We start from the raw sequence: 26,123 nt of genomic DNA, 5'->3' as shown, positions 1-26,123 counted from the left end.
TTAGGCGGCGGCGGCCGTAACGCTTTCGCTGGCGGCCGTAGCAGCGGCATCGATGGCTCTGTTCGCGAACGTTCTGCGATATGTCGCGAGTGCCTGACCGACCACCTGATCCATGTTGTAATAGCGATAGGTCGCCAGTCGGCCGACAAAAGTCACGTCTCCTTGGCCGATCGCCAAAGCCTCATAGCGCTTGAACAACGCCTGATTTTCTGCACGCGGTATTGGGTAATAGGGATCGCCTTCGGCGCTGGGATATTCGAAGGTTATGCTCGTGCGCGGATGTGTCTGCCCTGTCAGATGCTTATATTCGGTGACCCGGGTATAAGGCACCGCCTCCGACGGATGGTTGATTACCGCGACCTCCTGGACCCACTCCTGTTCGACGGTTTCGTGCAGGAAGCGTAGCGACCGGTAGGGCAGCTTGCCGTAGCGATAGCCGAAATATTCGTCGATCGGTCCGGTGAAGACGAGGTGATCATGCGGATAGGCTTCGCGAATCTCACTATAATCGACGCCGAGAAGCAGATCGATGTTCGGATGATCGAGCATCCGTTCGAACATCGCCGTGAAACCGGCGGCTGGCATCGCCTGAAAACTGTCGGTGAAGTAGCGATCGTCGGCACTGGTCCGCGTCGGAACGCGGGCGGTCACCGACTTGTCCAACTCTGACGGATCCATGCCCCACTGCTTGCGGGTATAGCCCTGGAAGAAGGTTTCGTAGAGTTCGCGACCCACAGCGGAGATGACCACGTCGGCCGAGGTCCGGACCGTCTCCACCGGCTCCGCGCGCGAAGCCAGAAAGGCGGCGACGTCCTCCTCTGATTTGAGGTCGAGCCCGTATAGAAGGTTCAATGTCGTGCGGTTGATCGGCATCGGAACACGCTTGCCGTCGACTTCGGCAAGCACGCGGTGCTCATAAGGACGCCAGGCGGTGAAGCGGGAAAGATAATCGACGATCTCCTGGCTGTTGGTATGGAAAATATGCGGCCCATATTGATGAATCAGTACGCCAGCGTCATCGAGCCGATCAAAGGCGTTACCCGCAATATGAGGCCGCCGGTCGACGACGAGCACGCGCTTGCCGGCGTCTGCCGCAAGGCGTTCGGCCATCACGGCGCCGGCAAAGCCTGCGCCCACCACCATCACGTCATATTTCTGGGGACGTTCAGCCGGCCAGGTAACTGGCGAAACGATCGGCTGCACGTGGAGCGCATTCGCCACCGCTTCATCGATCAGGTCCGCCATCTGCCGATAGGTTCGCTCCCAGGAGATGGTCGACAGGACGGTTTCGACCTCATCGCGCCAGCTTCCGCCCGTCCGCGAGAGTTCAAGCGCCTGCTCGCAAGCCGATATGAAGCCGTCACCGCGCTCGGCGATCGCGACGGCGGCGATATCACCATAATGCCTGACCACGTCGCAGATCGGCGTCGACACGACCGGCCGGCCGGCCGCGAGATATTCAGGAGTCTTGGTGGGACTGATGAAGCGGGTGGCCTCGTTAATAGCGAACGGCATCAGCGCGACATCCCAGCCGCGCAAATAGTCAGGAAGCTCCGCATAGCCTTTAGGCCCGAGATAATGCAGGTTCGGGCGGCGCGGCAGATCCGCCTCGCTGATCTTCACAACCGGTCCGACGATGATGATCGACCACTCGGAATGCGCATCGGCGACGGCAGCGAGAAGTTCGAGATCCATGCGCTCGTCAACCACGCCATAAAAGCCGAAGCGTGGCCCCGGGATCGCGGCCTGGTCCGATGGCGCACCGCCGTCCATTCGGGCTGTGCCGAAATGCGCCACGTCGACGCTCGACGGGAAAGGGTGGATGGCGGCATGCCGATCGCGCTTGGCCTCATAGAGGCTGTAGCCGCCGGTGAACACGAGGTCGGCGTGCTCGAGAAGGCGGCTCTCCAGCGGTATCAATTCGGGCGGTGCGTTCTTGAAGTTAGCGAGCTCGTCCATGCAGTCATAGACGATGCACTCCGCCGCCACATGCTCCGAAAAGGGGAGCATCATCGGGGTATAATACCAGCGGACGACCGGCCCTGCGAAGCCGGCAACCGCTTGATCGAGCAAGGAAGCCAGCATCCGGTTTTGATCGCTCTGGTCAGCGCCACAAGGCAAGATTGGCGTTGCGATGGCAACGCCGGTCTGTGGACAGATGCGGGTTTCGAGCCGTTCGCCGCCGTCGGCAAAGATCGGCTCTTCCCAGAAGAGAACATGGCCGTCGCGTGCAAAGCGGCTCATGAGATGCTGAGGGCGTTGGAAAACAAAGTCCCATCGAAGATGGCTGAAGCAAATCAGCAGTCGACCTGCGTCGGCAGCCCCAGATGCGTGGGAGGCGGCAAGTGGATGGGGATATGGCTGGCGCATGATGGGTACCTTACTGACCAAGAGCCTGAATAACGGCGGCAGAAGCCGTTCAGTTCCTCCCAATCTTCACTATAAGACTATGATTAACCTAGGTTATTCCGGATTTTTTGTTGCGCCTGCGGTGCAACTAGTGGCCAGCACTTTCGTTACGGTTCACAGATTTCGCGCTGGAGGTGCGGGTGTACAAATTGGAACTGTGGGGGGGAGCCGAGTGCACGGTGAACCGCGTCGGCGATGTCTGGCGCGATCAACTGCACGAGACCGGCCATGACGAGCGTCCCGCCGACCTCGACCTGTTCGCCCGCCTCGGCATCGCGGCGCTCCGCTTTCCTATCCTATGGGAGCGCGTCGCCCCTGAGCGGCCCGATCTCTGCGATTGGCGCTGGACCGATGTGGGCCTTGCGCGGCTGAGTGACCTGGCTATCCGTCCGATTGCGGGCCTTATTCATCATGGCAGCGGTCCGCGTTACACTGACTTGCTCGCGCATGACTTCGCCACTGGCCTCGCGCGGCATGCCCGCGCCGCGGCAGAGCGCTATCCCTGGATAATCGACTGGACGCCGGTCAACGAGCCGTTGACCACTGCCCGCTTTTCGGCGCTGTACGGCCACTGGTATCCGCATCGCCGCGACGAACGCTGTTTCTGGACGGCGCTGCTCAATCAGGTCGATGCGACCCGCCTCGCGATGGAAGAGATCCGGCGCGTTCAGCCTGCGGCGCGGCTGATCCAGACCGAGGATCTTGGTCGCACCTATGCCACGGTGTCGGTCCGGGAACAGGCTGCCTTCGATAACGTGCGGCGATGGATGAGCTGGGATCTGCTCTACGGCCGGGTGGTGCCCGGTCATGACTTGTGGAAGCGGCTCGTCAGCTTCGGATTTGAGAACCGGCTGCGGGCCATTGCCGACGCCCCCTGCCCTCCCGACATCATAGGCGTGAACCATTATCTCACCAGCGACCGGCTGCTGGACCATCGCCTCCATCGCTATCCGGCGACGTTGCGCGGCGGGAATGGGCGGCGGTCATTCGTCGACACCGAGGCTGCGCGCGCACTCCAACCGCCGCCGCCGGGGCTGGCGCTGGCCCTGCGCGACGCCTGGCAACGATATCGCACGCCGCTGGCGATCACCGAGGTCCACAATGGCTGCACCCGCGAGGAGCAAATGCGGTGGACTGCGGACGCCTGGCACACCAGCCGCGAACTGCGCGACGAGGGCGTCGATGTCAGAGCGGTGACGAGTTGGGCGCTTCTCGGCGGCCGTGGCTGGAACACGCTGTTGACGGCGGAGGGTCGCTACGAAGCCGGAGTTTTTGACGTGAGCGCGGGATATGCTCGCGCCACTGCTCTCGTCCCGCTTCTTGCTTCGCTCGCGGCGGGCGAGAAGCCGTCCCACCCTGTCCTGAGCGGCGCCGGGTGGTGGCGGCGCGACATCCGCCTGCATCATGGCCGGGTACCGCGTCCCGCCCCGCTCCAGCAGCATGTTCGCGGCTGGCCGCGTCCGCCTATCCACGCGCCGCCACCGGTTCTCATAACCGGCGCGACCGGTACCCTGGGGCAAGCCCTCGCCGCGGCGTGCCGTCACCGGGATATCGCTTTTGTGCTGACGGACCGCACGCAGCTCGATCTCTCGGACCCGCGCAGTATTGATATTGCGCTCGACACCTGTCGCCCCTGGTCGGTCATCAACGCCGCCGGCTGGGTCCGCGTCGATGACGCCGAAGTGGAAATCGACGCCTGTCTTGCCGCCAACATGGCGGCGGCGAAAAGTCTCGCCGCCGCCTGCGCACAAAGGGACATACCGAGCACCACCTTCTCCAGCGACCTCGTGTTCGATGGGCGCGCCGGCCGCTCCTATGTCGAGGCCGACCGGCCGGCCCCACTGAATGTCTATGGGCGCAGCAAGGCGCAGGCGGAACAGGCCATAGGCGCGCTGCCGGGAAGGCACCTGATCGTCCGCACCGCCGCCTTCTTCTCACCCTTCGACCCGCATAATTTCGCCGTCCATGTGGTCGATGCCTTGCGTGAGGGGCGAGTGTTCCACGCCGCGGAGGATCAGGTCGTGACGCCGACCTATGTTCCGCACCTGTGCAACGCCGTGCTCGACCTCGTCATCGACGAGGCGGATGGCGTCTGGCACCTTACCAACACCGAAGCCCTGACCTGGGCGGAGTTCGCCAGGCGGATCGCGCAGCGATGTGACCTGAACGCGGAGCTGATCATACCGGTCGCAGGCAGAACGCTCGGGTGGCGGGCGACGAGACCCGCCTCGACTCCGCTGGCGAGCGAGAGGGGCATGTTGATGCCCACCTTGTCGGAGGCGCTGGACTGTTTCGCCATCGAGCTCCGCAGCCGCGGGGTGGTGGACCGTCGTATCGCCGCCTAGACGGCGATGATATCGACGCGCATCCGCAACCTCTTCGTTTCACCGGGCGCCAGTACCGACATACCAAGATCCTGCCACTCGCTCTCCGGCGCGTTCAGGGCGGCGTTGGCGTGGGTCACGGGCTCGGCGACGAAAAAGTCGCTACTTTCCGGCGAATATAGCTGGAAGAAGCCCGCGTCGGGAGACGAAAGCCTGGTGCGAAACGGCGTGTCGGGCGTGGCTATCCATGCTTCCCGGCCCCATCCATCATAGCCATTGTCCAGACCGCGCCCGCAAATGGGCCTGCCGCACAGATCATAATGGCCAGCAGCGGGTATATGCTCAAGCGGCAGCACCCGCTCGTCTACGGTCCAGACATTATCGACCCCCGTGGTCAGGATTGTTGCCGCGCTGCACGGAAAATAGGGATGCAGGCCGAGGCCGCACGGCATGGGTTCGGCGCTTTTGTTCGTGCAGTGAAGATCGACCGTAAGACCGTCGGGATCGAGTGAAAATGTCTGCCGCGCTTCATATGCCCACGGCCATTCCCCGCCCGGATAGGCGAAGCAGAGAGTGGCCTCCGATGCATCATGGTCCTCGATCCGCCATGGGCCGAGCCATCCTTGCCCGTGGATCGGACTGGGATCGCCGGCCATGTTCGGCGCAAGTTCGATAGTTCGGCCCCGGAAGTCGAATTGGCCGTCCCGGATGCGATTGCAGAACGGAACGAGCGGAAAGCAGCCCGCTTCCAGTGGAGTCTCAGGTCTCCTCCCGCTGCGCAGGATCGGGCGAAAGACATCGCCGCGCCTCCAGTCGAAGCAGCCGATGCTCCCGCCAAGCGCGGGCAACAATGTCAGATCGAGACAGTCTGCCGAGAGATGAATCGCCTTCATAGTGCCTTCCGCCTCACCATTCGGCAAAGCTACCATCCTTGTAGCGCCAGATCGGATTCCGCCAGCGATGCCGCTGCTCATGCGCCTTGCGAACGCCGTCCTCGTCTATGTCGATGCCGAGGCCCGCGCCCAGCGGGATCGGCAGGAATCCATCGACAGGCGTCAACGCGTCCGGATTGGTGACGAAGCTCAGCAGATCGTGGCCAACATTATAGTGGATGCCGAGCGACATCTCCTGGAGCACGACGTTCGGCGTGCAGGCGGCAAGCTGCAGGCAGGCGGCGAGCGCAAGCGGGCCCAGGGGACAATGCGGCGCCACCGCCACGTCGAACGCCTCCGCCATAGCGGCAATCCGTCGGCATTCGGACAGCCCCCCGGCATGGCTGAGGTCGGGCTGGATGATGTCCACCACGCCCGCGGCCAGAAAGGGTTTGAAGTCCCACCGCGAATAGAGCCGCTCGCCTAAGGCGATCGGCGTGCTGACGAGCTGGCTTATCGCGGCGATGCCCTCGGGATTCTCCGACAGCAGCGGCTCCTCCAGGAACAGAAGCCCCAACGGCTCGAGCAGCTTGGCCAGCTGCTTTGCCATCGGCTTATGGACGCGGCCGTGAAAATCGAGGCCCACGTCAAGGCCTTCGCCCTGCACCGCCCGCACGCGCTCGACCACCTCGGCGAACAGCTTCGGCGTTCCGAGGAAATCCAGTTCGGCGGTTGCGTTCATCTTGACCGCCGAAAATCCCTGCCGCCGCCGCGCCGCCGCCGCCTCAGCAGCCTCCTGCGGACGGTCGCCACCGATCCAGGCATAGGCGCGGATCCTGTCGCGAACCCTGCCGCCGAGCATCTCCCACGCGGGCACACCCAACGCCCTGCCCTTCAGGTCCCAAAGCGCCTGATCGAGGCCGGACAGCGCGCTCATCATAACGGGGCCACCCCGATAGAAGCCTCCCCGATAGGCAATCTGCCATATATCCTCGATCCGATAGGCGTCATGCCCGATGAAGCGGTCGCGCAACGCCTCGAACGCGCCGTCCACGGCTTCGGCATGGCCTTCGAGGCTGGCTTCGCCCCAGCCGACATGGCCGCCTTTGGCTTCGACCCGTACAAACAGCCACCGTGGCGGTACGTAGAAGGTTTCGATGCGGTCGATGTTCATCGATTTATCTCCTCGGCCGTGCGGGGCTCGGCGGCGGGACGCTGCATCATCCGTTTTGCCCGGTCCTCCTGTTCCCGTGCGTCGATACGTCCGGCATGCGACGGCGGGACGACCGGCACGACAAGGCATACGCTCTGCGCCGGAAGCACGTCGCGCCAATCGGAGATGAGTTGCTTGAAGGCCTTACCGACGGCGCGAATATTCCGATCGAGATCATATAGGCCGAGCGGGTTCACGTGGCCGTTGCGTTCGCGCAACGCGCTGTCCCAGTCGATCTGGTCGGTCAGCGAATACCAGGTGAAGCCAACGGTCGGGATACCGATATTCCGCAGCCGCAGGACATTGGCCCATTCCTTCCACAGCCAGTTCACCGCCTCGTCGCCATTGGGGCCTTCGGCGAGGTTGGTCTCGGTGTGCATCACCGGCAAGCCGTAGCGGCCATAATATTGCCGCGTGATTTCGCTGTAGCCGAAGACTTCGCCGGCGGCCCAGCTACGGCCATCCTGATGCACGCGATGCTCGTTCGTGCAGTAATAGTCGTTGCCGAGGATGCAGTGTTGCTTGAGCCGGTTGCCCAGGAAGAAATGATATTCGTCCCTGGTCATCCCATTATCCATCAGAAACTCGTACATCTCGCTGTCCACCCGCCGGCCGTAATTAAGGTCGAGGCTCAGGAAGCGCTTCGCGTTCATCACCTCAGCGTGACCGATCGCCGCCGGACTGTCGGCGTGGAAATATTCCGAGGATTCGCTTTGGATAAAGATGGCGTCGGGCCGGCGCTTGAGGATCTCGCGCATCGCCAGGACATTCGCTTTTACAATGTGCTTGAGCGCGGTGACGAAGGCGGTGTCGCTCTGCATCTGCTCGTTCCACCAGCCATATTGGGCTGAGAAGACCGCGCAGATAAACATCTCGTTGACGGGCGTGTAGAGCTGCACCCAGTGATAGCGTTCGGCGAAGGCGCCGGCATATCGCGCGAACAATTCCGGGAAATCGGGATTTTGGAAGTTGCCGATCCAGTCGGGCACGCCGAAGTGACATAGGTCGACGATCGGGGTGATGTCACGTCCCCTCAGATCGCATAGCGTCAGGTCCGCGAACTCCCAGTCGTACCGGTCGGGCCCGACGAAGGCGCGGTGCAGCGGGGGGCCGAACCGTAGGAAGCGGATGCCGAGATCCTCGACGAGATCGAAGTCCTCACGCCATCGTGCATAATGGCCGCACAGCTCCATCTCGTCGATCCTGGTCCGTCCCTGGTCGATCGTCGGAATGCTGTTCTCGATGCCGGTGCAGAACATGAAATTGGCCATCATTTGCTCCGATCATCCGGCGAAGGGCGGTTGTTCGACCCCGCCGACCTGTGGTTGGGCCACGAACAGTGCGCCGGCCAGCGGCTGAGCCGACAGATCTGCCGCGCTCAGCCCCGTGCGGGCCGACGTGATGAACAGATGATCGAGCCCGGGTCCGCCGAAGGCGCAGCTGGTGGGACGCCGCACCGGCAGCTCGATCCGCCCGCACGGGGCGCCGTCCGGCGCGAACCTCCGGATGCAGGAGCCGTCCCAGAAAGCTATCCAGAGACAGCCATCGGCATCGGTGGTCATCCCGTCGGGATAGCCATCCTCTCCGCCGAAACGCAGGAACAGTTCGCGAGCCCCCAGTTTCCCGCCCGATGTCAGGGTGAAGCGGTAGACTTCGCGCAGGGCCGAATCCGAATGGTACAACGTCGCCCCATCGGGGCTGAAGGCCGGACCGTTGCTAACCAGATACCCCTGATCAAGGCAGCGCCAGCTTAGCCCGGGCTCGAGACGATATAGCCTGCCGCTGGCCTTCTCCTCCGCGTCGTCCATGGTACCCGCCCAGAAACAGCCCGCCCTGTCGACCTTGCCGTCGTTGAACCGATTGTTCGGAAGATCGGGCTCGGGATCGTCGATGAGGTCGAACCTGTCCTGGGGAAGGTCGATCAAGGCGAACCCCGCCTCGGTTGCCGCCACGAATCCTCCACCAGCGCGCGGCGCGATCGCACCGACCCGCCATGGCGGCGTCCACTGCTGCACCCCGCCATCGGCCCATTGCCAGCGCCAGATCCGCGGCGCCCTGATGTCCACCCAGTAGAGCGCTTGCTCCTGCGGCACCCAGACTGGCCCCTCGCCAAGTGCCGCCGCACAGGAAACCAATGCTTCGGCCGCGAATATGGTGTCGTTTAACGGCATGATCCACAGGCAACGCGGGCTCTTGGGCAAAGTTGCCGTAGTTACGGCGACAAATCGGCGAGTTGCGCGTTGTCAGCGGATTGGGTGGAGATTCGATGACTCCTCAAGGGATGATCGCGGTCGACTGGGGCACGACGAACCGTCGCGCCTATGTCATCGGCCCGGATGGCGAACTGATCGAGCGGTTCAGCGACGACCAGGGCGTATCGTCGATCGCCCCCGGCAGCTTCGCAGCGGCCATCACCGATTTACAGGCGCGGCTAGGCGCGCGGCAGATGCTGCTCGCCGGCATGATAGGCTCCAATCGCGGCTGGATCGAAGCGCCCTATGCCCCCTGTCCGGCGGGCCTCCCCGAGTTGGTGGCCGGGCTGAAGCAGGTCGCCGAATTCAATGCCGCCATCGTGCCAGGCCTGCGCTACTCGGACGCCGAGCGGGACGACGTGATGCGTGGCGAGGAAGTCCAGTTGATCGGCGCGGTCGCCGCCGGTCTGACGCCCCCGGACTCGCTGGTCTGCCATCCGGGCACCCATGCCAAATGGGCCAGGGTGGACAATGGATCGATTACCGCGTTCCGCACGGTGATGACCGGCGAACTATTTGCCCTGCTGAAGACCCACAGCATATTGGCGGCACAGATGCAGGCACCGGCCACGCCAAACCATTCCTTCATCGCGGGCGTTCGAAGGTCGCTCGAACATCGCGAGCTTACCGCCGAACTCTTCGGCATTCGGGCAAGTTCGCTGCTCGGCCGGCTGGCCGACGAGGATGCCGGCAGCTATGCGAGCGGGCTGCTGATCGGGGCCGACATCGCGGCCGGCCTGGCCTTCGCCGGCAGTTTCGAAACCGTCCACCTCATCGGCGATCCCGACTTGACCGCGCTCTATTCGGCAGCGCTTCGCGAAGCGGAATGCGAGAATGTCCAGATCGACGGCGAAACCGCCTTCCTCGCCGGAATATGCGCAATGGCGGAGTGTATATGGTGACGGCCCATCAGTTGCTACGCGACCATATGGGGCAATGCCCGCTGATCGCGATCGTGCGGGGCATCGACCCCGATGAAGCCATCGCGGTGGGAGAAGCCCTGTTCGCAGCCGGCCTCCGCATCATCGAGGTACCGCTCAACTCGCCCGACCCGTTGATCAGCATAGAAAGGCTTGCCGCGCATTTCGGAGATCGCGCGCTAATCGGCGCCGGCACGGTGTTGGAGGTCGATCAGGTGGCGCGCGTGCGGGAAGCAGGAGGCAGGATCATCGTGTCCCCCTCCAGCGACGCCGCCGTGATCGAGGCTTCCGCCAAGGCCGGCCTCGTCTCCGCTCCCGGTTTTTTCACGCCCAGCGAAGCCTTTCTGGCGTTGCGGGCGGGCGCCCATGCGCTGAAGCTCTTTCCCGCCGAGGCGGCCTCGCCGGCGGTCGTGAAAGCGCAACGCGCGGTGCTGCCGGCCGATGTGCCGCTGATCATCGTAGGGGGCATCACGCCCGGATCGATGCGGGACTATCTGGCGGCTGGCGCGACAGGTTTCGGATTGGGATCGGGTGTATACCGGCCGGGGATGAGCGCCGAGCAAGTCGAGCACCGCGCCCGCGATTATGTTGAGGCGCTGCAATCCTCACCGGCGTCCGGCCGTGTCTGACCTTCGCATCGCGATCATCGGCTTCGGCAAAATCGCACGCGACCAGCACGCGCCTGCGATCGCGAGCAATCCCGCCTTTCAGCTGGTCGCGCTCGTGGCGCCCCACGGCGCAACGGACGTCGGAGTACCGGTCTTTGCCGACCATCGCGAGATGCTGGAGAATATCGAGCTCGATGCGGTCGCAATCTGCACGCCTCCTGATATCCGCTACGGCATAGCACGCGACTGCCTGGAACGCGGCGTGCACGTGCTGCTCGAAAAGCCGCCCTGCGCTTCTTTGGGGGAGATCGCCGATCTGGCGGAACTCAGCCGCCGCACGGAGCGCAGCCTGTTCACGACCTGGCATGCCCAATTCAACGACGCGGTGATGGAAGCCGCGCGGCTGATTGCTCGGGAGGGCCTCGGATCCATGCGCATAGCATGGCTTGAGGACGTCGAAAAATGGCACCCCGGCCAGCAGTGGATCTGGGAGCCTGGAGGGTTTGGCGTATTCGACGCGGGCATCAACGCGCTGTCGATCGCCACCGCGATATGCCCCGCCCGCCTCTTGGTCCGGCGGGCAGTTTTCACCATGCATCGGGCGGGCCAGCAGCCGACCGCCGTCACGCTGGGCATGACAGCCTCCGGTGTTGACGGTCCGATAGAGGCGATGCTGGACTGGCGTCACAAAGGCGAGGAGCAGTGGACGATCGACATCAGGACCGGCGCGGGCACCAGGCTGCGGCTCTCTGACGGCGGAGCGACGCTTCGCATCGACGATCTGCCTGCGGTCCGCCACGGGCGCGGCGAATATCCCGCCATATACGAACGCTTCGCCGCCTTGGCCCGCGACCGCGAGAGTCTTGTCGATAGTGAACCGCTCCGGCTGGTCGCGGACGCCTGCCTGCTCGCGCGGCGAGACAGCATCTGACCGCCCGATCGGAAGCCGCTCCGCGCCCTTGCGCTCGCGGCTGCGCTATCGCGAGAGCGCTGTCTCAAACCTCTAGCGGTACATTCTCCATGCCCGCACTGCCGAAGACCGCCCGATAGGCCTCGACCTCCTCTGCCGGGCCAGTGGCCTTTTCATAATTGTCGCTGAGCTTTACCGCTGGATGCCCGTTGACGGACCGTATCTTGGCGACGAGCGAAAGCGCCTTCATGATCTCCGCACCTTCGGGATGACAGCCGATGAAGTCGTTGGTCAGATTCGTGCCCCAGCCGAAACCCAGTTGCACCCTTCCGTCGAAGTGATGGTAGATCGCTGCTATATCCTCTCCGTTCGGCTCGGCGCCGGGGAGCGCGACATCCAGCCCATCGGAAAAGATGATCAGCTTCGTGGCCGCAATGGCTTCCTGGCCTATGCCCATGCGGCGCCAGAACGCGATCAATTCCTCGCCCGCTGCAAATGGGTTTTTCGAATCCGGTCGCGCTCCTTTCCAATAGCTTACCCACTGCGGCGCGCGATCAAGGAACTGGGTTGAACCGAAGCTATCCGGGAGAAATACCAGGAGTTCGCCGCGATAAGCCGTCTGCCATTGCTGGAGAACCTTGTACTGCGACTGCCTGAGGTCCTCAGCACTCTCCGGCGAACGCTGACGGGCCAGCGCGCCGAGCACCATCGCTAGCTCATGCGCATTGGTCCCCTTGGCCTCGAGTCCATGCTTCATCGCAAGGTAAACGTTCGATGTGCCGGTGAACCCTTGGCCAAGGACTTCGCGGGCGGTCAGAACGCAATGCTCCTGCCACAGGAAACCGTGACGGCGCCGGGTGCCAAAGTCGGTGAGGTTGAGGTGCGGTAAGGAGCGAAGGGCTTCAAGCTTCGCATACAGCTTCACCTTCGCTCGGGCGTAGAGGATGTCGAGTTGTGATCGCGACATCGTCCGCATGGTTCGGCGTGAGCGCAATTCGTTCACAATCGCGAGCGCGTAGATTTCCCAAAGTGTCGTTTGCCACCAAAATCCCTCGAACTCGAGCTCGAGTTGGCCGTCTGTGCCTGCTTCCAGCCTGTATTCCGGCAGCCTGAAGGTGCGTAGCGTATCGAGATAGCCCTGCTCGAAAATTCCCCTCTGGCCGTAGAAGCTTTGGCCGCGCAGGTTGATGATCTCAGACGGCGTGAACCGCAGCTGCCGGACATGGTCGAGTTGATCGCGAAGCTCTGCGAGATCGATCTGCTCTGCGAGGTGCACGCGACTGGTGCGGTTTTCCAGCTTCCAGACCACGCGTTCGTTCGGATAGCGCTCCCAGATGAACTGCTGCATGAGCAGCTTGTAGAAATCGACGTCGAGCAGCGACCGGATGATCGGATCGAACGGAAAGCTGTGATCATAGGCGCGGGTCGCGAAATCCATATTGCAGCAGTCGCTATGAAGCGGCTCGGTAATTCTGGCTCTGCGCCGCCTGTACGAAGCGCAAAAATAATCTCGTCATGAGGATGTCGATACGATCAGGTCCGCGAAACGTTCGGCTTCCCGTTCGGCATAGCCATTTTCCACCAGTCGGAGTTTGAGGCCGTGTCCGTCGATCCTACTGTCACGGAAGGCGGCGACCCACGCCCTGACTCGGGTAACCTCTCCGTCCGTCATGTCCATGATGCTGCGCTTCATTCTTCACATCTCCTGTTGAAGGAGAAGGAATAACCCACTGCGAAATCACAACCGCGTACTAGGTTAACCGTGCTGCGACCAATCGACGACCTGATGATAAATTGAGACGAACTGCCGATCACTTGTCACCTACCTGGTTGGAGACCCTCCGATCGGTCACCTCTCGAAAACGGCGATCGACCGCGTCGAACAGCGATGCTGCGCGAGGACGGACGGTTGCCAAATTATGGATCAGGTCGCCTTGGCGCCGTTCATGCTCTAGCCGGCTTGCCGAAACTTCCTCGGCGCTAAGGCCACATGCAAATTGGTCGGGACGATACGGCTAAAGTGCGGGCCGCGCCCTTTCGCGACGATCCCTTTCCTCGCCTCTGCGTTCCGCTGGTCCCGCTTTAAGGCTGCTGCTGGTGTCGCTGAAGCCCGCCGCGACATCCGCTCGCTCACCGGCATTTTCATGAGGACCATCGCATGCACTGACGGCCGGCATGAATATCAACATCGACATCAGGCCTAGTTTCATCGCAGCACCTGTCACGTTCCGCCAAGATTACCGGCTAAACACCGAGACGAAAGCGGCGTGGCCTGGGCGCCACTCACCGCCATCGCCTTTGCGGCGTGCCGGAGCACGCTCGCGCCCGCGAAGTCGACAGGGTGACGCGCTTACCGCTTCATGTGCGGCTCGCTCGCCTCCCGATGCGCGAAGCCGAAATACGCGGCCACCAGCGCCAGCAGCGCGTGCAGCCAGATATCATGGCCATAGAGCGGGACGAGGCCAAAGGTCGTATTGAGACCAGGGATCAGCCCCATGACGGTAAGCAATCCGTATATGATGGCGACCGCCTTGGCGTAGACGCGTGCGCCTCCCGCCGCTCGGGCCGCGGCGAGTCCCCATAGGCCGAACAAGATGTGGACCAGGTTATGCAGGATGTTGACCGGGAACAGACCTAGCGCCAAGCGCGATTGCGACGTGATCACCAGGTCGGGATGATGGTGCATCGGTGAGATGCCGGGGATAAATCCCGCAATCCCGGCCACCAGGAAGACTATTCCGAATACCAACGCAAAAGCCTTGATCGACATCCGTCTCTCCCACAACTTTCTCGATGATTGCCCCGGCCGACACGAACGGATGAGGGCGCTGACGCTACTGAATGGAGGTGTTGGTCCCTGCCCCGGTGGACATGTTGGCGTCCGCCGCGTTGCCTGCGCCACCGTCGGCGCCAGCGGCCGGATCGTAGGTCATATTGCCGCCGCCATTCATCGGACCCATCTCCTCGATGCCGCCGCCGGAAACATTTGCGGTGTCCGCTGCGTTGCCGCCGGCACCCGCATCGTTACTGCCACCGCATCCAATGACCAGGAGCATCGCAGGTAGCCAGCACAGGTTTCTGATAGCTTTCATATCTGAACTCCGGGTTGTTGTTACTTCACCGTTCGAGCGTCCCGATGCGGCGGATCTTACGCTGGAGCTGCATGATGCCGTAGAGCAGCGCCTTGGCGGTCGGCGCTTTCGGGCGGGAACGCCCCCTTGTCATGGCGGAACACTCCGATCGGCATGGCAGCTGCGCTCCGGCGTTAGGCCACAATATCTAGCCTCCCCGTGCAGCCATTCATTCACATGGGTTCAACATTCCGTTCGGTTCAGCGCATCCGTCGGACGAACGGTTCGCGCGACCACACCCAGTCTCGCGCCGCCGAACTCAGTCGGCCCTCGAACGCAATGACGTCCCCGCTGACGGCGACCCGACCTGCAGCGGAACTAGCGGCCGGCCACAGCCAGCGCTCTACGCAGCAATCCGCCAACTCCATATTCTCATGAAGCTCTCCGGCTCGCCGGATCGCTGCACCGCTGGATCTGGCAACAAAATTGCTGAAGCGGCTGAACTCTTCCGGATCGAACTCGTTGCAACAAACTTCCTTTCTTCAATGAGTTAAGGCAACATATGTTAGCTGATCCACTCACCGGCGATGCTTCCCTGGACGGTCGACGCATCCTCGTCACCGGCGGCACCACCGGCATCGGGCGCGCCACGGTAAAACGGCTTGCAGGCGCCGGCGCGAAGATATTGACCTTTGGCCGGCATCAGCCGGAACTGGACGATGCCCTGCGAAACGCGGGCCTTCCCCCTGAAGCCGGCCTCACCGCAGACGCCAGCACACGCGAAGGTGTCGCCGGAGTCTTTGAAGCGGTCGACGAGCGGCTCGGCGGCATCGACATTCTTGTCGCCTGCGCGGCGCTTGGAGCCAATCCGCTTCACGAGATGGCGGACGACGATTGGCGCTATGTGGTCGAAACTAACCTGATTGGTTATCTCGCCTGCGCACGCGCCGCGATCCAGCGCATGGATGCCGCCGGCGGCGGCCAGTTGCTCTTTGTCGGGTCGATCAGCCCCGAGATCAAGGCCCCCGGCGAGAGCGTCTATGCCGCGACAAAGGGCGGCATTCATGCCTTCGCCGAAACCCTTCGTAAGGAAGTCGCGGAAAAGAACATCAAGGTCTCGCTCATCGCGCCGGGTTCGACCGGCAGCGACATGCAGGAGTGCAGCGTCGACGAGCAGCAAGCGGCGATCGACAGGCAGGAGATGCTGTATGCCGAGGAAATAGCCGAGGCCATCCTGTTCGCGCTGACCCGATCCGAACGCTGCGACGTCGTCAGCCTCCGGATTGAGCCGAGACTCCAGAAGACCGCTTAAGCGATCAAGACGGGAAGAACGACATGAAGGCAGCGCTGAAGACAGAAGACGGCCGGTTCGAATTTCAGGAGGTCGACCCGCCACAGCTCGCGGCTGGCGACTGGGTGAAGGCCCGGGTACGGGTAGCTGGAATCTGCGGTACCGACCTACGCCACTGGAAGAAGCATGAGCCCGAGCTGGCCTGCCATATCGTGGGGCACGAACTCGCCGGTGAAGTGGTCGAAATCGGGCCAGACGTCACCAACGTCAAACCCGGGGACCGCGTCGTCATCGAAACGGTCATGGGCGATGGCGACTGCCCCTGGTGCCGGGTCCAGCAATATAATATCTGCCCGCATCTTTACGAAGTTCGCACCAAAAGCGTGTCGCGGGCCTATGCCGAATATGTCGTCGGTCCGGCCCACAAATTCTATCAGCTTCCCCATAATGTCAGTTTCGAGGAAGCGGCGCTTGTCGATACCTTCTCGGTATGCCTGCACGCGCAGCATCTCAGCGGCCTGTCGATCAATGACAAGGTGGCGATCATCGGGGCCGGACCGATCGGCCTCGGCCAGTTGATGCTGGCGCGCGCGAGCGGGGCCGACGTCCTGATCGCCGATACGGTCGATCATTCGCTGGCCGTCGCGAGCGCGCTGGGCGCCGCGGAAGTCGTGCACTGCACCCGCGAAGATCCTGTCGAGCAGGTCATGACCTGGACCGGCGGCCGGGGCGCCGATATCGTCTTCGAATGTGCGGGCGGGCCATCGATGCCCGAGACGCTGCCCCAGGCAACCAGGATGGCGCGCCGTGGCGGCAAGGTGGTGATCGTCGGCGGCTTCGAGGAAGGAGAGACGGCGATCCCGCTCCAATGGCAGCGAATCCAGATGTCGGAGATCAAGATCATCCCTAGCGCCAGCTTTGCATTTCGGGACATCTATCCCGAACAGGGAATGGTGGTGGAACTGATTGCGAAGGGGAAGCTCGACGCGAACAAGCTCATCACGCACCGCTTTGGGCTCGACAGGATCAACGAAGCGTTCGAAGTCGCGCAGAACAAGGCGGAAACCGGCGCGATATTCGTGGCGTTGCAAATCTGATGACCGCAGCACGGGCGCCCTCGGCCCTTCGGCTCCATGTCGGGACATATGCGCATGCCGGCGGCAAGGGGCTGTACCCGCTAGACTATGACGGGTCTGGCGGCTGGGAACTCGGCCAGCCTTATCGGTCGGCATCGAACGCATCGTTCGGTGCCTTTTCGCCACACCACGATTGCTATTATCTGGTCGACGAGCAGGAGGATGGCGCGCTTGGCAGCCATAAGAACGGGTCTGGCGGCTGGAAGGCGTTGGCGTCCGTGACCACCGGTGGGGCGGCGCCCTGCTATGTGGCGCTCGAAAATGGGGGAAAGCGCGTCGCGGTCGCCAATTATGAAAGCGGCAGCATCGCGTTATTCAGTATCGATCCGGCAACCGGCGCAGCTCTGGGTGATCCCCTACTGCATCAGCATCACGGCAGCGGCCCCAACCCGGACCGCCAGCGGGGCCCGCATGCACATTGCGTCCAGTTCAGCAGCGACGGGCGCTGGCTCTATCATGTGGATCTGGGCACCGACCAGATCCTGGCCTTTCCGACAGGCGCCGACGCATCCCTGGCCGATCCTCACATCGCCTACGCCGCACCGCCGGGCAGCGGGCCCCGCCATCTGCTGCTCGGTCCGGAAGGAAGGGCGTTCCTGGTCAGCGAACTGGCGAGCACGCTGACGGTTCTGGCTGAAGAAAATGGCGTATTTCGCGAACGTCACCGCCTCTCCACGCTGCCTTCGCGCCATGAAGGACAGAATCTGGGCGGGCATATCGCCATGAACAGCACCGGCAACCGCGTCTATGTCTCGAACCGCGGTCATGACAGCATCGCCGTCTTCGACCTCACCGACGACAGGCCGACGCTGATCCACCATATCCCCAGTGGTGGAGCATCGCCGAGGTTCTTCCTGCTGATCGAAGAACATCGCCGTCTGGCAATCGCCAATGAGGAAGCGGGCAATGTCGTCATAGTGGCCCTCAAAGGCGACGCCGCGCCGACGCATGAAGCGACAATCGCCATACCCGGCGCAGCTTTCATCCTGCGGGAAAACATAGCGCCGCGTTAAGGCGGCCGTGCCATGTCGCTAGCCGAGCGAACGGCTCCTCAACCGAGATTGCCATCCGCAGCTTCGGGCTACAGCGCCTGGCGGCGACCTATCCCAGGTCATAGTCGGGATAGGTCGCCGGCCGCCTGACAAAGGCCACGTCGCCCTGCGCGATCGCCAGCGGACTCGCTCGTAAGCGATCGCGTCAGAAGGTTAGTCTTACACCGGCATAATAGCGTCGCAGCAATGCATCATAGACGCCGGATTCGGTGTCCTGACCGGCCGATCCTCCGATATCGGCGAGATAGGGAGGCTTGTTGTTGAGCAGATTGTCGCCGCCCAGAAAGAATTCATAGCCCTCTCCCGCCCGGAAACGGATCTGAGCATCGAGATAGAATTCAGGCGATACCTTAAATGCGCGATCATGACGCGAGCTGTCGGGGAAGTTCGAGATGACGAACTGATCGTCGAGATAGGATTTCCCGATATATGTTCCAGTCACCGTGAAGCCGAATCCGCCATTGTCATAACCGATGTTGGTGGTGAACCGGTTCTTGGCCGCACCGATCTCTCCCGCGAAATAGTCGCGGTCGGAGCCGGGCAACGGCACCGAATAGCCTTTCAGGAGATGGGTGTACGACGCGCGAAGATTGACCGTCCCGCCCAGCCCGAAGCTCGACAGATCCTGACGATAGGTGAGCGCCATGTCGATGCCCGAGGTTCGAAGCCCGCCGCTATTGCTGGGGCTGGTGTTGACCTCGTCGAGCGATCCCACGCTGTTCGGTCCGAGCGCCGCCGGGCGGCGGACGATGAGGTCGCAATAGGATTGGATCGAATTATTGTAGCACTGCGTCAGGATGAACTGCAGCGGCGTCGAGACGATCGCATCCTTCACGCGAATGTTGAAATAGTCGACCGTCAGCACAAGGTTCCGCAGCGCCGGGATCGAACGCGGGCTGATCACCACGCCAGCGGTGAACGAATCCCCCTTCTCCTCCTGAAGGTTGACGTTTCCTCCGCCGAAGCTGGTGATGCCCTGCAAATCCGCCTGATTGACGTTGAAGGCTCCATTTGCCGCGATGTTGGCGGCCACTCCAACTGCCGCTAGGCAGTTGGCGGCCAAGGTGCCCTGGCTGGCCGCGGTAATCCCGGCGCATGGATCCTGCAGCCCGGTTGGGAAATCCTGTTGCGGGGCCTGGAACAACTCGTTGATATTTGGAGCCCGGACCGATCGCGCCTGAATAACGCGGAAGCGGATGTCCTGTGTCGGCGCCCATTCGCCGCCATAATTATAGCTGTAGGTCGTACCCACCGTCGAATAATGGGAAGCCCGGATCGCGCCCCGGATGCTGAGACTATGCAGGAACGGACGATCCTGCGCCAACGGGACAATGACTTCTCCGAAGCCTTCGTAAAGATGGAACCTGCCTGAGGTCGAGGGCAGCGCGTTATTGCCGTTCAAACCCTGTTGGGTCAGCGGATCGAAGACGTTGCTGCTGGTTTCGCGCCGATACTCGCCACCTATGCTGATCCCGACCGGATCTGCCCCGAAAAGGGAGAAAAGCTGACCGGAAACATTGCCTCCGGCGACCGTCTGCGTCGTCTTGGCATCGAGGGTTGTCGGTGCGGCGATATAGCCGGCGGCCGACGCGAGCGCGTTGACGCCGTACAGGTTGGCCGGAACGCAGCCCGCGGCGCGTGCAGCCGGATCGGCGCAGATGATCTGTCCGGTGGCCGGGTCCCGATAGGCGTTGAGCGCCTGCGTAAAATTGACGCTGTTGAACTGGCCGGTGCCGACCTGGCGCTCCTTGGTCACGCCGTAGATCCCATAGACCTCATAACTGAAGCGGTCCTCGAGGAAATTGCCGTTCGCGCCACCGGCAATGCGGTAGAGATCGCGCTTGGCGGACTGCCCACGCGCGCCGAGATCGGACAAGCGACGATCGAAGAAGATGTCGCGCAGGCCGTCACCATCGGTGTCGGTGGCGGCGTTATAGATCGGGTCTGGGACGAACGGGTTGCGCAAAGTCGCGCCTCCCACGAGGGTTTCGATCGCCACCTGGCCGCCGGTGGGTATATTGACGAGGTCCGAACTGAGCGGAAATGGCTCGATCACCGTCCTGGCGTGGGTGCGCGCGTAATTGCCCTCCAGAAACAGGTTGAATGCGGGCGATACTTCGAAATTAGCGCGCCCGGCGGTGACATATCTCTCCACCGGAACGGCGAGATAGCGGAAGTCGGAGCGGTTGAATCCGCCGCAGCTGGTGTCCGTGCAGTCGCTAAGCACATTATCCGAGCCATAGGTGAACACCGAATCGCCGGCGTAGAAACGTCCGCCAGGCGTGAAGCCGGAGAGGAGCACCGAAGGGGTGAACAACTCTGCCGGATCGCCGGTTATGCTGCCGCCCAGGCTGGTCGTATCGATATTGCTGCGGCCCGCCTCGGTGTAGCGGTTGCGCTTCAGGACGGTGCCTTGCTTCGAATAGCCACCGAACAGCATGATATTGCCGCGATCGTCAGCAAAATTCTTGCCGAACAGGGCGTTCACCTGGCGATCGGCCCCGTCGCCATAGCGCGAAACCCCCAACTGGCCATCGAGCTGAACGCCGTCGAAGTTGGTCTTGTAGATCAGGTTCACCACCCCGGCGACAGCGTCCGAGCCGTACACCGCCGAAGCGCCGCCGGTCAGCACATCGACACGCTCCAGCATCTGCGTCGGGATGACGTTGAGGTCGACGGCCTGGCTGCCCGGTTGCCCGGAGACGAAGCGGCGGCCGTTGAGGATAACCAGCGTGCGATCCTCGCCAAGGTTGCGCAGATTCACCGTCGCGGCGCCCGCGCCCTGTGTGGCGAAGCTGGAATTCGTCCGGCTGATCCCGGGATTGCCAAAGGCGGGATTTTCCAGAAGGACATCCTGGACGTTCACCGCCCCGGACTGCTGGATCTGCTCGATACCGACGATCTGCAGCGGTGAGGCCGACGTTGCCTGTGGCGAGGCAATACGTGAGCCGGTCACGATTATCTCGGCCGCACCAGATGCCTCCTCTCCGCCGGCTTGCGCGGTTCCGGTAGGCCCAGCGGGGATCTGTCCTGTGGGATTACCCGGCGATGAGGTCGTGGGCGTCTCCTGCGCAGCAGCGGGAATGGAAATGAAGGCCATCCCGGCGAGGAGGGTCGTCGCGAGAAGACGGTGGCGGCGGATGGAGCGCATGTTGTTTCCCCTGAACCTGTCCAAAAGGTGGAGCGTGACGGCGGCCGGATGCGAAGCCGTGCAGGTCAGCTGGAACGTCGCTCAGCGGTGAAGTTTCACTCGGGTGGATGAAAAGCTGGGGCTGTGCGCAGCAAGCTACAGTTTATGTTAGCCCCCCCGCGTGGCCCATCAACTGCAGGGGAATTGGGAAGGATTTTGCTGACGGAGATGATCCGGAGATTTATCGGCGACACGCTCTAAGGTGATCGCCGACGCCTCGTCCGAATCCGAGGAGAGTGCCGCCGGCCGATTAGATCGGCGCCACCTGCCGAGCCGTTCGCGGGCCGGCACTGCACCGCTTGCGATAGCTTCCCATCATTCTTCCGAATCTAATCGCAGTCGCGTGGTCTTGAAGTTGTCGGCATAGCTCTGGAGCTTGAGCGCGCGTGGGCCCGTCGACACCACATGATAATCGATGCCCTGACGTTCGGCATAGGCGATCGCAGCTTCAAGCGTCGGGAAAGTCAGTTGAACCTGGCCCTGCGTATCGCCCGAACCTTGCCAGCCTGTCAGGGGATCGGCCCGGCAAGCGTAAGGAACGTCATATTCGAGCCGCCAGCCTTTGCCGTTGGCGCGGCCACGCTGCATGTTGTTCTCGATCTTGCGGTAAATGCGAACGTTCATTGGGATCACGCTTCTGCCATCGGGCCCGCTCTCATCTGACGCGGGAATTTCGACCATCGTGGGAGCTGCCGTGCCTATCCGGTGCCGCCATCGTCGGTGGCATCGCTTTCCGCAATCTTCAGGAGCTCTTCGGGGGTCAGGCCGGCGGGCACCGATCCCTGCAACGTACCATCACCGACAGCCTCGTGCGCCTTGTCGGTCGGCGCGCCCGCTGGGGTATGTTCGGCATCGTCCGTTGACGGCCGCAACTGATCGTCGGGCTTTCCCATCATACCAGCTCCGCGCCTTCATAGCGGGCGATTTCCTCGGCATAGCGTGCGGTGAGCCGCGCCTGGTCTGCCGCTGGGGCGTCGCGCTTGAGCTCAAGCAGCCAATGGCTCTCTTCCTGATAGATGTGATGCGTGACCGCCCCGCGGATATGCTCGAGCTTATCCAGCCATTCCTGGCTAGCGGGATCCAGCTTTTCCAGCAGCGCCATCTGGACCTTTGCCATGGCCTGTTCTTCGAAGGCGAGCCCGGCCGACCCTTTCTCACCGCTATCCGCCATGGCGGGATAGAGAACCGACTCCTCGGCATTCGAATGGCCGGTCAGGATGATCATCAGTTCCTTCTGCGCCGCGAGCCGACCCGCGGGATCATCGGTGGATCGGGCTTTCTCGAAGGCCGCCTCTATCTGTTCATGATGATCGAGCACGAGACTCAGCCAGTCTCCCGGCTCTGCCGCCTGCCGGGCATTGTGGCGGGCGGCCGCGCGGTCCTCAGCGCTTTCCAGCGGGGTGACGGCGGCAACGATCCTGTCGAGAAAAGACATCCAGATTCTCCTGTGTCGGGTGTCGAGGGTTCAATGGCTAAAGGATCGGCTTGCCGCCCGTTACGGCCACGGTCGCGCCGGAGACGAAGCTTGCCTCATCGCTGGCCAGCATGACGTAGACCGGCGCAAGCTCCGCCGGCTGTGCGGGTCGCTTCATCGGGGTCTCGGCGCCGAAGTCGCGAACCATGTCGGGCGGCATCGTCGATGGAATAAGCGGGGTCCACACCGGCCCCGGCGCCACGCAATTGGCGCGAATTCCCTTTTCCGCCAGCAACTGCGCAAGGCCGCCGGTAAAGTTCTGAATGGCTCCCTTGGTGGTGGCATAGGCCAGAAGCTGGGGACGTGGCGTGTCTGCGTTTACCGAGGTGGTGTTGATGATCGCCGAGCCTGGTTTCAGATGCGCCACCGCAGCCTTGGTGAGATAAAACATCGCGTGAATATTCGTCGCGAAGGTTCGCTCCCACTCCTCATCGGAGATTTCGGCGATCTCCTCGAACGTGTCCTGATGCGCCGCATTATTGACGAGGATGTCGAGGCCGCCCAACCCTTCCACCACCTTCTGCACTATATCGCGGCAATGACCGGCGTCAGCGATATCGCCGGGGATTGCGAGGCATTTCCGCCCCTCGGCTTCGACGAGTTGCGCGACCTCGGTGGCATCGGTTTCTTCGTTCAGATAGGAAATCGCAACGTCCGCTCCTTCGCGGGCAAATGCGATCGCAACCGCGCGGCCGATGCCGCTGTCGCCTCCGGTGATAAGCGCACGCTTTCCGGCAAGCCTGCCAGATCCCCGATAGCTCCGCTCGCCATGATCAGGCGCGGGGTCCATACGGGCAGTCGTACCAGGCATGGACTGAGGCTGATCAGGAAAGGGGGGCTTGGGATAGTCCGGCATCAGCTTTCTCCACCGTGGCGATAAACCAACCTATGTTAGGTTTAAGTCATTCAACTTTAAGGATAATATTGCAACGACGGACGCTCGAAAGAGTTCAGCTTCAGAGACGATTTCCATGGGCCCTGCGGCCAAGCGAGAGGAGCGGCAGTCTATGCGTGTCCATCATCTCAATTGCGGCACCGATTGCCCCCTCGGCGGCGCATTGTTCGATGGGGTCAGCAAGAGCTTGACCGGACGGCTCGTTTGCCACTGCCTGTTGATCGAGACAGATCGACATGGACTGGTTCTCGTCGACACCGGCTATGGACTGCGCGATGTCGACCACCCTCATGCGAAGCCTCATCCCCGCATAACCCGGGTGATGAAGAACATGCTCAATATCCGCCTCGATGCTCGCGAGACGGCGATCCGCCAGGTTCAGGCACTGGGTTTCGATCCACGCGATGTCCGCCATATCCTGCTCACCCATCTCGACTTCGATCATGCCGGCGGGCTGGAAGATTTTCCCCATGCCACCGTTCACCTGACGGATGCGGAATTCTCGGCAGCAACCGGCCCCCGCCGCGGTTTCGTACCGCGCAATCGCTACCGTCCTTCGCAATGGGACGAGGTTCGGAATTGGCGCCGCTATGGAGCGCAAGGCGAAAGCTGGTTCGGTTTCGACGCGGTCCGCAATCTCGACGGGCTGCCGCCTGAACTGTTGATGGTTCCGCTTCCAGGGCACACCTGGGGCCATGCCGGCGTCGCGGTGCAGGTAGACGGCCGATGGCTGCTGCACGCGGGGGACGCTTATTTCTATCGCGGCGAAATGCGCGAGGCGCGAAGGCGCTGCACACCCGGCCTGCGCGGTTATCAGACGATGATGGAGGTCCATCGACGAACCCGCCTCGAAAATCAGGAAAGGGTGAGGCGGCTATCGGTCGAACGGCGCAACGAACTGAACGTGATTTGCGCCCATGATCATGTCGAGTTCGCTCACTGCCTGTCAGGCCAGCCGCTATGACCGCGCGCTCCGCCGAATCCGCGCTGATCGCTCAGCTTCGGTTCATTTTCAGGATGTTAACTGGCAACAATCTCTCTTCGGGGAAATCACCCATGCGTATGTTTACTTTGCTTCTAGCGGCGATGGCGCTCGCCCCAACGGCGGCATCCGCCGCTCCATCCACCGATCAGCGCGGGGAGGCTCGCCTCGCGCAGGCGCTCAAGGGCCGGGTCGCCGGCAAGCCGGTGGATTGCATCAACCTCCGCGGCATCAACTCCACCGAGATCATCGATGGAACCGCGATCCTGTATCGAAGTGGCAGCCGCCTCTACGTCAACAGGCCCGAGGGGGGCAGTCCGCTGCGTCGAGACGATGTTCTTGTCACCAAGTTGTCGGACAGCCGGCTGTGCAGCATCGACACCGTCAGGCTGCTTGATTCGAGCACGCGCTTTCAGCGCGGCTTTGTGTCGCTTGGCAAATTCATACCCTATACCAAGCCTCGCGACTGAACTGACAACGGCGCACCATAGCCGCGCCGTCGTGGAGACAGAATGATTCACCTTTTATGCCGGGCCCTGCCCGGCCTCGTCCTGGCCTGCACGCTGGCCGCGCCTTCGTTCGCCCTCAGCAGTTTCCATGGCCCTGATCGGCCCGACCCGGGCTCTCTGGAATATCGCCTGAGCTGGGGCATAGACCAGATCGATGGCGCGCGGCTTTATCGAAAGGGGACCGCCGGGAGTGGCATAACCGTGGCGATGATCGACACCGGACTGTCTGGAGCATCCAGGGAGATGTTCGCGCGACTGTCGCCGGCATCGATCGATCTGAAGCCCGGACGCGTACAGGGCGATTCCGGCGCCGACCATGGCCGGCAGACCGCCGAGCTTCTCGCGGCAGCGCGCGACGGCGCCGGAACAGTGGGAGTCGCCTATGATGCGACGCTGCTCGCTATCCGTGCCGACCTCGATGGTTCGTGCCAAAGAATTTGCAGCATGACGGGTGAAGATCTCGCCCGCGGCATCGACTACGCAGTGGCGCATGGCGCGCGGGTGATCGGCTTGCCGCTTGCCTCTAAAATGCGCCTGCCGACGATCGAGCCGGCACTCGAACGGGCGGTCCAGGCTGGCGTGCTCGTCGTCGCCGCCGCCGGCAATGATGGTGATCCCGAGCCGACCTGGCCGGCGCGTTATGCCGCCGATCCGCGATTCACGGGTTCGATCCTGGTGGCGGGAGCCAGTACAGCAGGGCGCGAGCTGGCGCGCTGGTCGAACAAGGCCGGGAGCACTGCGCACCGCTATCTGCTGGCGCCGGGCGAGCACGTGCTGGTCGACTGCGACAGCCGCTATTGCGGGGCCGTCTCGGGCACCTCCTACTCGGTCAGCTATGTTGCCGGGGCGGCTGCGCTATTGCTTGGCCGGCATCCTGCTCTCAGCGGAAGCGACGCCGCGGATCTGCTCCTCGCCGGAGCGAAGGATGCCCGACGACCGGCGCCAAGCAGCGGCCGTGGCTCGCTTGACGTGGCCCGCGCGGTCAGGCTCGCCGACAGGGCGACCGGTTGACCGC

General features: G+C 62.7%; 24 protein-coding genes and 1 pseudogene. 10 read left to right on the top strand and 15 right to left on the bottom strand.

Going from position 1 to position 26,123, the window contains the following annotated elements; all coding sequences use genetic code 11:
• A complete protein-coding gene (gene glf, locus WP12_RS18360; RefSeq protein ID WP_046195131.1) occupies positions 1–2,244 on the bottom strand; it encodes a UDP-galactopyranose mutase in 2,244 nt (747 codons plus the stop codon).
• 305 nt (positions 2,245–2,549) lie between these two features.
• On the opposite strand from glf, the gene WP12_RS18355 reads away from it, so the two are divergent.
• The gene (locus WP12_RS18355) at positions 2,550–4,754 is read left to right on the top strand and encodes a family 1 glycosylhydrolase (RefSeq protein WP_084691229.1); all 2,205 of its coding nucleotides are present in this window, start codon (positions 2,550–2,552) and stop codon (positions 4,752–4,754) included.
• Here WP12_RS18355 and WP12_RS18350 read toward each other — a convergent pair.
• The 4 genes from WP12_RS18350 to WP12_RS18335 are packed head-to-tail and all read right to left on the bottom strand — an operon-like array spanning position 4,751 to position 8,989.
• Positions 4,751–5,626, bottom strand: a complete 876-nt coding sequence (locus tag WP12_RS18350; protein WP_046195129.1) for an aldose 1-epimerase — start codon at positions 5,624–5,626, stop codon at positions 4,751–4,753. The genes WP12_RS18355 and WP12_RS18350 overlap by 4 nt on opposite strands.
• 13 nt (positions 5,627–5,639) lie before the next feature.
• Positions 5,640–6,779 (bottom strand): galactonate dehydratase, encoded by a 1,140-nt coding sequence (gene dgoD / locus WP12_RS18345; protein ID WP_046195128.1) that lies wholly within the window; start codon positions 6,777–6,779, stop codon positions 5,640–5,642.
• Positions 6,776–8,089, bottom strand: a complete 1,314-nt coding sequence (locus tag WP12_RS18340; RefSeq protein WP_235399203.1) for a family 1 glycosylhydrolase — start codon at positions 8,087–8,089, stop codon at positions 6,776–6,778. Before WP12_RS18340 ends, dgoD begins: the two co-directional genes overlap by 4 nt.
• Positions 8,090–8,101: 12 nt before the next feature.
• A complete protein-coding gene (locus WP12_RS18335; protein WP_046195126.1) occupies positions 8,102–8,989 on the bottom strand; it encodes an SMP-30/gluconolactonase/LRE family protein in 888 nt (295 codons plus the stop codon).
• A 95-nt stretch (positions 8,990–9,084) separates the two neighbouring features.
• On the opposite strand from WP12_RS18335, the gene WP12_RS18330 reads away from it, so the two are divergent.
• The 3 genes from WP12_RS18330 to WP12_RS18320 are packed head-to-tail and all read left to right on the top strand — an operon-like array spanning position 9,085 to position 11,529.
• Positions 9,085–9,972 carry a 2-dehydro-3-deoxygalactonokinase gene (locus tag WP12_RS18330; protein ID WP_046195125.1) on the top strand — a complete coding sequence of 296 codons (888 nt, stop codon included), beginning with the start codon at positions 9,085–9,087 and terminating at the stop codon, positions 9,970–9,972.
• Positions 9,966–10,619 carry a 2-dehydro-3-deoxy-6-phosphogalactonate aldolase gene (locus WP12_RS18325; RefSeq protein WP_046195124.1) on the top strand — a complete coding sequence of 218 codons (654 nt, stop codon included), beginning with the start codon at positions 9,966–9,968 and terminating at the stop codon, positions 10,617–10,619. Before WP12_RS18330 ends, WP12_RS18325 begins: the two co-directional genes overlap by 7 nt.
• The gene (locus WP12_RS18320) at positions 10,612–11,529 is read left to right on the top strand and encodes a Gfo/Idh/MocA family protein (RefSeq protein ID WP_046195123.1); all 918 of its coding nucleotides are present in this window, start codon (positions 10,612–10,614) and stop codon (positions 11,527–11,529) included. The genes WP12_RS18325 and WP12_RS18320 overlap by 8 nt, the downstream gene beginning before the upstream one ends.
• Before the next feature lie 64 nt (positions 11,530–11,593).
• Here WP12_RS18320 and WP12_RS18315 read toward each other — a convergent pair whose 3' ends face one another.
• The 5 genes and pseudogenes from WP12_RS18315 to WP12_RS24995 all read right to left on the bottom strand — a co-directional run.
• A complete protein-coding gene (locus tag WP12_RS18315; protein ID WP_046195122.1) occupies positions 11,594–12,946 on the bottom strand; it encodes a nicotinate phosphoribosyltransferase in 1,353 nt (450 codons plus the stop codon).
• Between the two features lie 75 nt (positions 12,947–13,021).
• The gene (locus WP12_RS18310) at positions 13,022–13,201 is read right to left on the bottom strand and encodes a hypothetical protein (RefSeq protein WP_046195121.1); all 180 of its coding nucleotides are present in this window, start codon (positions 13,199–13,201) and stop codon (positions 13,022–13,024) included.
• A 657-nt stretch (positions 13,202–13,858) separates the two neighbouring features.
• Positions 13,859–14,278: a DUF4383 domain-containing protein gene (locus WP12_RS18305; RefSeq protein ID WP_046195120.1), complete on the bottom strand. Its 420-nt coding sequence runs from the start codon at positions 14,276–14,278 to the stop codon at positions 13,859–13,861.
• A gap of 64 nt (positions 14,279–14,342) precedes the next feature.
• Positions 14,343–14,600, bottom strand: coding sequence for a hypothetical protein (locus WP12_RS18300; RefSeq protein WP_152664071.1), 258 nt, complete (start codon positions 14,598–14,600; stop codon positions 14,343–14,345).
• Positions 14,601–14,625: 25 nt separating this feature from the next.
• Positions 14,626–14,703, bottom strand: a pseudogene (locus WP12_RS24995) (NADH-quinone oxidoreductase subunit B); the annotation flags it as partial.
• A 438-nt stretch (positions 14,704–15,141) separates the two neighbouring features.
• On the opposite strand from WP12_RS24995, the gene WP12_RS18295 reads away from it, so the two are divergent.
• From WP12_RS18295 to WP12_RS18285, 3 genes are read left to right on the top strand one after another with little or no spacing between them, the layout of a single operon-like run.
• Positions 15,142–15,891 (top strand): SDR family oxidoreductase, encoded by a 750-nt coding sequence (locus WP12_RS18295; RefSeq protein WP_046195118.1) that lies wholly within the window; start codon positions 15,142–15,144, stop codon positions 15,889–15,891.
• A gap of 23 nt (positions 15,892–15,914) precedes the next feature.
• Positions 15,915–16,967, top strand: coding sequence for a zinc-dependent alcohol dehydrogenase (locus WP12_RS18290; protein ID WP_046195117.1), 1,053 nt, complete (start codon positions 15,915–15,917; stop codon positions 16,965–16,967).
• Entirely contained in the window at positions 16,967–18,019 is a 1,053-nt protein-coding gene (locus WP12_RS18285; RefSeq protein WP_052730490.1) for a lactonase family protein, read from the top strand. Before WP12_RS18290 ends, WP12_RS18285 begins: the two co-directional genes overlap by 1 nt.
• A 184-nt stretch (positions 18,020–18,203) precedes the next feature.
• Here WP12_RS18285 and WP12_RS18280 read toward each other — a convergent pair whose 3' ends face one another.
• The 5 genes from WP12_RS18280 to WP12_RS18260 all read right to left on the bottom strand — a co-directional run bounded on the left by WP12_RS18280 (position 18,204) and on the right by WP12_RS18260 (position 23,578).
• Positions 18,204–21,209: a TonB-dependent receptor plug domain-containing protein gene (locus tag WP12_RS18280; protein WP_084691226.1), complete on the bottom strand. Its 3,006-nt coding sequence runs from the start codon at positions 21,207–21,209 to the stop codon at positions 18,204–18,206.
• A gap of 354 nt (positions 21,210–21,563) precedes the next feature.
• Entirely contained in the window at positions 21,564–21,872 is a 309-nt protein-coding gene (locus WP12_RS18275) for an ETC complex I subunit (protein ID WP_046195149.1), read from the bottom strand.
• 74 nt (positions 21,873–21,946) lie between these two features.
• Positions 21,947–22,141, bottom strand: coding sequence for a hypothetical protein (locus WP12_RS18270; protein ID WP_046195115.1), 195 nt, complete (start codon positions 22,139–22,141; stop codon positions 21,947–21,949).
• Entirely contained in the window at positions 22,141–22,683 is a 543-nt protein-coding gene (locus tag WP12_RS18265) for a hemerythrin domain-containing protein (protein ID WP_046195114.1), read from the bottom strand. The genes WP12_RS18270 and WP12_RS18265 overlap by 1 nt, the downstream gene beginning before the upstream one ends.
• A gap of 37 nt (positions 22,684–22,720) precedes the next feature.
• Positions 22,721–23,578: an SDR family oxidoreductase gene (locus WP12_RS18260; protein WP_046195113.1), complete on the bottom strand. Its 858-nt coding sequence runs from the start codon at positions 23,576–23,578 to the stop codon at positions 22,721–22,723.
• Positions 23,579–23,729: 151 nt separating this feature from the next.
• Between WP12_RS18260 and WP12_RS18255 the strand changes: the two genes are divergently transcribed.
• From WP12_RS18255 to WP12_RS18245, 3 genes are all read left to right on the top strand, one after another.
• Positions 23,730–24,581, top strand: a complete 852-nt coding sequence (locus WP12_RS18255) for an MBL fold metallo-hydrolase (protein WP_046195112.1) — start codon at positions 23,730–23,732, stop codon at positions 24,579–24,581.
• 92 nt (positions 24,582–24,673) lie between these two features.
• Positions 24,674–25,069 carry a hypothetical protein gene (locus WP12_RS18250; RefSeq protein WP_046195148.1) on the top strand — a complete coding sequence of 132 codons (396 nt, stop codon included), beginning with the start codon at positions 24,674–24,676 and terminating at the stop codon, positions 25,067–25,069.
• A 42-nt stretch (positions 25,070–25,111) separates the two neighbouring features.
• Positions 25,112–26,119: a S8 family peptidase gene (locus tag WP12_RS18245; RefSeq protein WP_052730488.1), complete on the top strand. Its 1,008-nt coding sequence runs from the start codon at positions 25,112–25,114 to the stop codon at positions 26,117–26,119.
• Positions 26,120–26,123: the final 4 nt, after the last annotated feature.

The sequence above is a fragment of the Sphingomonas sp. SRS2 genome (assembly GCF_000971055.1).
GTDB lineage: Bacteria > Pseudomonadota > Alphaproteobacteria > Sphingomonadales > Sphingomonadaceae > Rhizorhabdus.
The sequence above is the reverse complement of the archived record's forward strand: the minus strand, read 5'-3'. Positions and strand labels throughout refer to the sequence as shown.